7 protein-coding genes are annotated in these 8,695 nt (G+C 44.7%); 3 read left to right on the forward strand and 4 right to left on the reverse strand.

What is annotated here, in order from left to right:
- Nucleotides 1-21: 21 nt before the first annotated feature.
- Together ACJ751_RS10860 and ACJ751_RS10865 are read right to left on the reverse strand one after the other, a co-directional pair.
- Nucleotides 22-3,333 carry a TonB-dependent receptor gene (locus ACJ751_RS10860; protein WP_407745515.1) on the reverse strand — a complete coding sequence of 1,104 codons (3,312 nt, stop codon included), beginning with the start codon at nucleotides 3,331-3,333 and terminating at the stop codon, nucleotides 22-24.
- A 369-nt stretch (nucleotides 3,334-3,702) separates the two neighbouring features.
- Nucleotides 3,703-4,938 carry a FecR family protein gene (locus ACJ751_RS10865; protein ID WP_407745516.1) on the reverse strand — a complete coding sequence of 412 codons (1,236 nt, stop codon included), beginning with the start codon at nucleotides 4,936-4,938 and terminating at the stop codon, nucleotides 3,703-3,705.
- Nucleotides 4,939-5,086: 148 nt separating this feature from the next.
- Between ACJ751_RS10865 and ACJ751_RS10870 the strand changes: the two genes are divergently transcribed.
- Complete coding sequence (locus tag ACJ751_RS10870) at nucleotides 5,087-5,698, forward strand: RNA polymerase sigma factor (protein WP_407745517.1); 612 nt, start codon at nucleotides 5,087-5,089, stop codon at nucleotides 5,696-5,698.
- Here the strand turns inward: ACJ751_RS10870 and ACJ751_RS10875 are convergent.
- On the reverse strand, nucleotides 5,682-5,876 hold the full coding sequence (locus ACJ751_RS10875) for a cysteine-rich CWC family protein (protein ID WP_407745518.1): 195 nt from the start codon (nucleotides 5,874-5,876) through the stop codon (nucleotides 5,682-5,684). The two genes, ACJ751_RS10870 and ACJ751_RS10875, sit on opposite strands and share 17 nt — an antisense overlap.
- A gap of 173 nt (nucleotides 5,877-6,049) precedes the next feature.
- Here ACJ751_RS10875 and ACJ751_RS10880 point away from each other — a divergent pair, with 173 nt between their 5' ends.
- Complete coding sequence (locus ACJ751_RS10880) at nucleotides 6,050-6,892, forward strand: SDR family NAD(P)-dependent oxidoreductase (RefSeq protein ID WP_407745519.1); 843 nt, start codon at nucleotides 6,050-6,052, stop codon at nucleotides 6,890-6,892.
- Nucleotides 6,893-6,950: 58 nt separating this feature from the next.
- Nucleotides 6,951-7,874: a helix-turn-helix domain-containing protein gene (locus ACJ751_RS10885; protein WP_407745520.1), complete on the forward strand. Its 924-nt coding sequence runs from the start codon at nucleotides 6,951-6,953 to the stop codon at nucleotides 7,872-7,874.
- Between the two features lie 70 nt (nucleotides 7,875-7,944).
- On the opposite strand, the gene ACJ751_RS10890 is transcribed toward ACJ751_RS10885, so the two are convergent.
- The gene (locus tag ACJ751_RS10890; protein ID WP_407745521.1) at nucleotides 7,945-8,553 is read right to left on the reverse strand and encodes a YdeI/OmpD-associated family protein; all 609 of its coding nucleotides are present in this window, start codon (nucleotides 8,551-8,553) and stop codon (nucleotides 7,945-7,947) included.
- Between the last annotated feature and the right edge of the window lie 142 nt (nucleotides 8,554-8,695).

The following is an 8,695-nucleotide window of genomic DNA, read 5'->3' on the forward strand; positions in this document are numbered from 1 at the left end:
TCTCATTAAATTTTGAAATAGTTAGAAGGTTACATTCAACCCTGCTTTTACAGTTCCTGATACAGGGTACGTACGGAAGTCGTCGCCCATGGTTGACACGCCATACGAGTTGGACACTTCCGGTGAAAAGCCTTTGTATTTGGTTATATAGAAAGGATTGGTAGCACTGAGATACACCCGCAGTTTACTGGCTGCCAGTTTGCTGAGTATACTTTTATTGAATGTATATCCCAGTTCAATATAACGCGCTTTGAAATAGGTTGCATCAGCAATATTAAAATCGCTTTGCTGTGAGGTTGAAGTGTTCACTGCATAGCGGGGTATGCTGGTATTGGTATGAGTGGGCGTCCATGAATCGAGCCACTCCACGTTCATATTCGAAAGGCCTGAGCTAAGGAACTGGTTGCGGGTTGCATTGTAAATTTTGGCGCCATAGCTAACCATCAGGTCAATGGCGGCATCGAATCCTTTCCAGGAAGCATTTAAGGAAAGCCCGCCAATAAATTTTGCATGGGGAGAACCTATATCTGTTTTATCTTTTACGTCAATAACGCCATCGCCATTGAGGTCCTGAAATATGAGATCACCGGGTTTTAGTCCGCTCCAGAATTGTTTACCGGCAACACCTGATTGCTTAACGGCGTTTTCGTTCAAGGCATCTATCTCGGCCTGGCTTTGTGCTATACCGGCCACTTTATAACCATAAAAATCGCCGATAGGCATTCCTTTGGTTGAGATATGCGTGGAAGGCACCATCCAGTCACCGGTATATACGGTTTGGCCATGGAAGTCAAGGATCCTGTTCTTATTGGCGCTTCCTGTAAACCGGACGCCATAGTTAAAGTCGCCTATTTTGTCGTCCCAGCTTGCTGTAAATTCAAAGCCGGTGTTGCGCACGGTACCTGCATTGGTATAAGCCGGTGTTGAGATACCGGTGCTACCGCCAGGGATAGGCAATTGTAACAGCAAATTTTTTGTTTGCCGGTTGTAGTAATCAAACTCCAGTTTCAACCGGTTATTGAGTGTGGCAAATTCAGCGCCCAGATCGGTTTGCTCTGCCACTTCCCAGGTAATATCGGGGTTGGCCGCGGCAGTGATGGTAGCGCTGTTATAAAACGCGCTGTTAAATACGCCTGAGTAAACCATATCCTGTGTAAGCGTGCTGTAGGTTTGATAGTTCGGGATCTTGTTATTCCCTATCTGGCCCCAACTGCCACGTAATTTCAGGTTATTGATCCAGGAAACGTTTTTCAGGAATTCTTCTTCAGATACCCGCCAGCCGGCCGCTACAGAAGGAAAGGATCCCCACCGCTTGCCATTGGCAAATTTTGAAGAACCGTCGGCACGATAAGAGGCCGTTAAAAAATAACGGTTCTTAAAAGTATAGTTAGCCCTGAACAGGTAAGAGAGAATAGATTCACTGAAAGGCAAATTGGCGCTGTTGGTCCAGCTGAGACTGGTGGTAGGCAGGGCGTTTACATACCTGTAATCGTCAGCCGTAGACAACAATCCGGAACCGGTTACGTCGAGCGTGTTGTAATCATAGTTCTGCGCCGTATAACCAGCCAACAGTTCTACCTGGTGATCATGGCCAAACGTTTTGTTATAATCAAGGGTATTCTCCCAAAGCCAGGTATATCTTGTTTCATATGCGTTCTGTATTGAGTTGCTGGCCTGGATCTGGTTAGGACTTGAAATATTAAAAGCGGGCGTGTAAGCATCTATACGGCCAAGGGTGAAGTCGGTTCCATAGCTGCTGCGAAAGGTAAGCCCATCAAGAATTTCAAAATTCAGGTAGGCATTACCTACAAATTGCAACGGTTTTGATCTTACATCTTTGTTCAGATAAAACGATGCATACGGGTTGATGATATCGGGATCCTGACCGGGGGTAAAAGTGCCGTCGGGTTTACGAGCTGTTAACAACGGCGAAATACGATAGATGGAATTGAGGCCGCGACCGCCATTCCATTGGGCTGTGCCCGTATAACGGCTACTGGCCAGCGACAGGTTGTGACCAATAGTTAAACGTTTGCTCACCTTGTATTCGTTGTTGGCGCGTAGTGTTATGCGATCGAAGCTCGTATATTTTATCACACCATCTTCCTTGTGGTAAGAAGCGCTGATATTATACTTTACACTTTCCGAACCGCCCGATATGCCCATTTGATAATCATGTACAATACCTTTCTGAACAACTTCTTTTCTCCAGTTGGTGCCTGCGCCAATTGAATCGAGGTTGTTGTATACAGGCGCTTTGCCGGCATTGGTGTTAAAGAGGTTTACCAGTTCGGCATACTGGCGGCCATTGCCCACATCATATTTGCGGGTAAGGAATTGAAAACCCTGCGAAGCGTTAAAAGTAACAACGGGTTTACCAATTCGTCCTTTTTTGGTTGTTACCAGGATCACCCCGTTGGCGCCGCGTGAACCGTAGATAGCAGTAGCAGAAGCATCTTTTAAAATTTCCATGGAGGCAATGTCGCCGGGCGCCAGGTAAGCGATACTCGATACCATCATCCCGTCTACTACATAAAGCGGACTTGCGTCGCCGTTGGTACCTAATCCTCTTACAAATACATTGGGAGCAGCACCGGGACCGCCCTGGTTAAGGATGGCCACGCCAGGCGCCTTTGCCTGTAATGCTTCGGCGGCATTGCTACCGCCTATTTTGGTTATATCGGCCGATTTAATGCTGGACACGGCACCGGTCAGATCGCTTTTCTTACGCGTTCCATAACCAATGATCACCATGTCGTTCATTGCGAGCGGAGACATCGCCAGTTTTATGGTAATGTCTGTTTGATCGCCTACCCTCATCTCCCTGGTTTCAAAGCCAACATAGGAAACTATGAGAACAGACTTCGGGCCTTCAACAGTAATATCAAACGACCCATCCTCTTTGGTGCTGGTGCCGTAACTTTTTCCCTTTTCCTGCACATTAGCGCCCACCAACGGAGTGCCTGATTCAGAATAGATCTTCCCGGTAATTTTTATCGGCGGTGCAGGTTCAGGCGCCGGTGCAGGCGCAGGCTGTTCCTTTTCTTTAATAACCACAATGTTGTTATTAAAGAAGGAGTAAGTAAGCGGCTGGCCCTGGAAACAGAGATCCAACACCTGTTTGACAGAAGCATCCGTTACATGAACCGAAACCTTACCGGCTTTTTGCAGCAACACGCCACGATAAGCAAAGGTGTAACCTGTTTGCTTTTTTATTTCTTTTAATACCTGTTTTAGTGGAATGTTGTCGCCCGACAGTGTAACTTTTTGGGAGTACACGCCGGCTGTTACATTCAAACAGGCAACCAGTAGAAAGATTGATAAGAAGTTCATCACAAGCAATTGTTTTCGCCCAACCCCTATTTTACGCAAAAAGGGGCTGCAGCATGCAGTAAAATGCATAATTTTGATTTGTTTGGTTAAACAATAAGAGACACAATCGATGTTGACTTAACCTGACTGTCCCGATGTTATCGGGACCTCAACCGCTTCGACGGCCATCGGAGCGGTTTTCTTTTGGTTAAGCCTGCGGCGTGAAACGTGAAAAGGGCAAACGTGAAATGGGGTACCCCGACTAATGGCGGAGTCTCTAATCGCGTAAGCTTGTTCTACGCCACCGTTCATTTCATTCGTTATCCTGGCGGATGAGTTTTGAAGAATGTCCTTTCAAATGGCATAAGCATATATTTGGTTTTTATGTACTTACAGAACAGTCACTTTTTTCCCCTCTAACCTGAGCTGCAGATCCGCAGTTGTTTCCAGTACTTTCAATACCTCTAATAAAGTTGTATTGCGGGGCACCTCTATAAAAAGCGGTTCGGTTTTTATGACTCCTTTATATTCCACTTCAACATCATACCATCTGCTTAACTGGCGCATTACGGTTTTTATATCAACATTTTCAAAATGAAATAACCCGTTTTTCCAGGCAAGCACATCCTCTGTCTGAACTGGGATGGGTTGGGATAAATGGGATGATTGGGATACGATGGCCTGTTCACCAGGTTCCAGCACGACTGATTCTTCACTGCCCTCTGCCCTCTGCCCTCTGCCCACCTTCACTCTTCCTTCAATTAAAGTGATCTTTTCAGCCGGTTCGTCATCATAAGCATTGATATTAAAGTGGGTGCCCAATACTTCAACAGCAGCTCCCCCGGGAATAGTAACTTTAAATGGCTTTTTCGGATCCTTTGCCACTTCAAAATACACCTCGCCTGTTATTTCCACCTTTCTTTCATTCCCTGCAAAAGCAGTAGGGAATTTGATAGAAGCCGCAGCATTCAGCCACACTTTACTTCCATCGGGTAATACCAATTGATACTGACCGCCGCGCGGAGTACTTAAAGTATTATAGGTTATTGCGGCCTCCCCATGCCCCTCACTACCAGTTGGGAGTGAGTAGGAAAGCAAACCATCTCTTGTCTTATTCACCTTACTGCTTCCCTCCTGCGCCAACTGTCCGTTTGCAGCATCGTCGAGCACAATGGTAGAATTATCTCCTAATGTAAGAATGGCTTTATTGCCGCCGGGCTCAATATCTTTAGTATTTGTAAGAGTAATTTTTGGGGTATTTGTAACCAGGTCTGTTTTCGGGGTACGGATCAAACCAAACCATATACCAGTACCGATCAACAGAACGATTGCAGCCACCGCAGCCAACCGTTTCCAGAAGATCATTTGCCGAACCCGTGCCTCGGTTCTATCCTGTTCAGCGGGCCGTATCATCATAATGCCGTTCAGGACCGCATTCAAACGTTCCCGTTCCATTACTTCAGGCATAGGATCACCTGACAGGCCATCTAACAGCAAAGCCTTTATATCTTCTTCATACTCACCCCTGTTCACCAATGCGAACAGCTCATCAAATTCGGCTCTGGTGATCTCGTTATTTGTCAGTTGATCCAGTAAATACCGCAGCTTTAATTGGCTTTCACTCATAATATCAATTTGGATAAAACGGCTTGCATTTAGTTACCAAAAGAATAATCCGGTAACTTTGCTATATAATTGACGACTGCCGAAAAAGATCACACTATTAATCCTAAAAAAAAATTACAGTTTTCCGGCCGGGCAAAAAAAGTATTAAATGATCACCCCAACGAACTTACCATATCAGGAAAGGGAATTACTTTCCAGGATTGCCCAAAGTGATGAAGCGGCATTTACGGAGATCTTCCACCAGTTTAGCCAGCGCATCTGGATGTTTGTTGTCAAAAAAGCGAAATCGGAATCCGTTGCAGAGGAAATAGTGCAGGAGGTATTCCTGAAGTTATGGGTAAAAAAAGAAATGGCTACCGACATCGAAGACCTTGCCTCGTTCCTGTATACGATGGCCGCCAATAAACTGTACGATCATTTCAAAAAAGTGGCAGGCGATAGCAGAAAACTCGAGAACATGTGGCTTCAGGTGCAACAAGCCGCCATTTCAAATCCTGTTGAAGAAGCGCTGGACTTCCGTGAAAGCATGCATCTCATTAACCAGGCCATTGAACAGTTGCCACCGCAACGAAAGAAAATATATCTGCTGAACCGCATGGAGGGATTAAGTTATGAAGAGATCGCGCAAAAGCTAAACATCAGTAAAAGCACGGTTAGCAATCAACTGGTAGAAGCTACCAGATCCATCAGGGAATATATTAAAAGTACGGGCGGCGCCACTATTTTATTCCTGGTGCTGAGCACTAAATTTTATCATTAGCCGGCAATTTGTTTAATTTTTCAAATTCCTTCAAACATTTGGGACAAAGACAATTCTCATAATTTTCTTTTAAATAGGCTAACAACTGCGTTGACAGATTGATATTCTCACACCAACATCCTCTTGCATCATTCTTACAGGCAAAAGAGGCCTCACATTTTGAGCATTTCTTTATCATTCCCAAATATATTTAACCTTAAATCACATTTCTCATTTATTAATGCCTTATTGTATACTTTTCTGAACCAGTCATAAAATCCGCAATTAGACTACAAAAGTACTCGATTAGCTTACGCCCGGCAGGTGGCGTCTTCTGATTTTTGCCTTATCAAAAATTGAAACAAAAGGAACATGAAAAATCAGCAAAATAGCAAAGTCTGGTTCATTACCGGAGCTTCGCGTGGCTTTGGGCGCATTTGGGCAGAGGCAGCCCTCGAACGTGGCGATAAAGTTGCCGCCACGGCACGTAATGTAACCAGTTTAGCCGCACTTAAAGAAAAATATGGTGAAAGTGTATTGACCCTTGAATTGGACGTTACCAGGCCTGGCCAGGCTGCAACAGCCGTAAACCAGGCGCATGCCCATTTCGGGCGGTTGGACATTGTGCTGAACAATGCCGGTTATTCACTTGTTGGCACTATCGAGGAAGCGAGTGTGGAGGATGTTAAAGCCATGTACGAAACCAACGTTTTCGGCGCACTGGCTGTTATCCAGGCTGCTTTACCGTTGCTTCGGAAGCAAGGCGGCGGACATATACTGGGCACTTCCAGCAATGTTGGCCATGTGACCCTACCGGTAATCGGCTACTACTGCTCTACAAAATGGGCATTTGAGGCTATTCACGAAAGCCTGTTTGCCGAGGTTAAAGACTTTGGAATTAAAGTAACCATTATTGAACCGGGCGCATACGCTACGGAATTTGGCAGTGAGCATTCTTTGAAATTTGCGCCGGGCATGGAAATATACTCGGATCTTAAAACGCAATTTTTCGGAAGATTAAAAGATCTGGAAAAAGGCGATCCGAATGCTACCCCACAAGCGCTTTTTCAGATCATAGATCAGGAAAACCCTCCCCTGCGGTTCAACCTGGGCAGTCAAAACCTGCCATGGGTACGCGCTGCTTATGAAGAACGATTGGCGCTTTGGGAAAAATGGGATGCCGTTTCCAGTTCAGCCCAGGCTTTATCTAAATAATAACTGTTCATAACCGGTAATTTAAATGGTTGCCGGTTATTCTTAAATTTGATCTTACATGAAAAAAGAGGAAAATAGCGTACACAAGTTTGAGACTCTGTCCGATGCCCATCGCGCATTTGGTCTGCCTCAACCAAAGCATCCATTGATCAGTCTGATCCATGAAGCGCCTTCCTGGTCGGGATCAAACCAGCCGTACCCGCATCATGTACTGGGATTTTTTAAAATTTCTTACAAGCCCAAATTGGGCGGTAAATTAAAATATGGCCAGAGTTATTATGATTTCGATGAAGGAGGCTTGCTGTTCGCTGCGCCCGGCCAGGTCATGGGTGGCGGCGGTGAAAACGAGGAAGCCGTATGTTCTGAGTATACCTTGCTGATCCATCCTGATTTCTTTTTAGGCTATCCCGTAGCTAAAAAGATCAGTCAGTACGGATTCTTTTCTTATGCAACCAACGAAACCCTGCATCTTTCTGAAGATGAGAAAGCCACCATCATGTCTATTTTCAGGATCATGGAACAGGAACTGAACAGCCGGATAGATGACTTCAGCCAGGATGTGGTTATAGCCCAAATTGAGTTGTTGCTGAATTACGCCAATCGCTTTTATAATCGCCAGTTCATTACCCGTAAGGTCGTCAGTCACGATTTGCTGCAAAGATTGGAAGATCTATTGGCGGGTTACTTCAACAATGAACAGGCTTTAAGCAAGGGCATCCCGACCGTTCAGTATCTTGCTGAAAACCTGAATTTGTCGCCCAGTTATTTAAGTGATATGCTGCGCGCACTGACCGGCCAGAATGCGCAGCAGCACATCCATGATAAACTGATCGAAAAGGCGAAGGAAAAATTATCTACCACTACCCTATCCGTGAGTGAAATAGCTTATACGCTGGGTTTCGAACATCCGCAATCTTTCAGTAAACTGTTTAAAACAAAAACCAGCCTTTCTCCGCTGGAGTTCAGACGGTCTTTTAACTAAGCTTGTACCTGTACAACACCCCTGTGCAAAAACGCAGCCCTGTCGTGCTGAAAAGCCTGTTTGTTTTTGTTCATTGTTTTGTATATGATTTCTTGTACTTATTGTCTTTCCACCTGTTCGTTTCTGCCGCACAGTCAGAGATCAATTGGTTTAGTCTTTTTATTTGAGTCGTTTCCTGCTTTGCGCTCATTACCCAATGTGTTGATAATTTTCTATAGGAAGGTGCGAGTGCCTGAAAGTAGTTCCAGGCCTTTTTGTTTGCTTTAAATTGCTTTTTAAAATCCTCAGGTAATGCTACTTCGTCTTTTTCGTGAGAATATATCCTGGACTTACTTTCTTTTCTTTTCTCAAAACTCTCCAGTCCGGCAGGGTGCATAAGTCCGGCCTTTGTTAACGCTTCTATTTTTTTAATGTTGACCGCACTCCATATACTCGTTGATTTTCGTTGTGTAAAACGAATTTGATAACTGTCTTTATCTATCGACTTTCTAACGGCGTCAATCCAGCCAAAACAAAGAGCTACGTCAACTGATTCAGACCAGGACATACTGGGCTTTCCGCTGCCAACCTTATAAAATCCTACGCATAACTCAGTTTCCTTTTTATGATTTTTCTGTAACCACTTTCTAAAATCAGCTTGTTTGGCAAAAAAGATCGGTTTCATTTCCTTATCTGTCATACTTCTAAGGTAGCAAACCCTATACTATCTTTAAAACAATTTTCCCATTTACCTGTTGCTGCACCAGCAATTCAGCAGCTTCTGCAATGCTTGTCCAGGGTAGTTCTTTATCAATAGGTGTGTGCAAACGTTTTTGTTTAAC

This window comes from Niastella sp. (assembly GCF_045805085.1).
GTDB lineage: Bacteria > Bacteroidota > Bacteroidia > Chitinophagales > Chitinophagaceae > Niastella.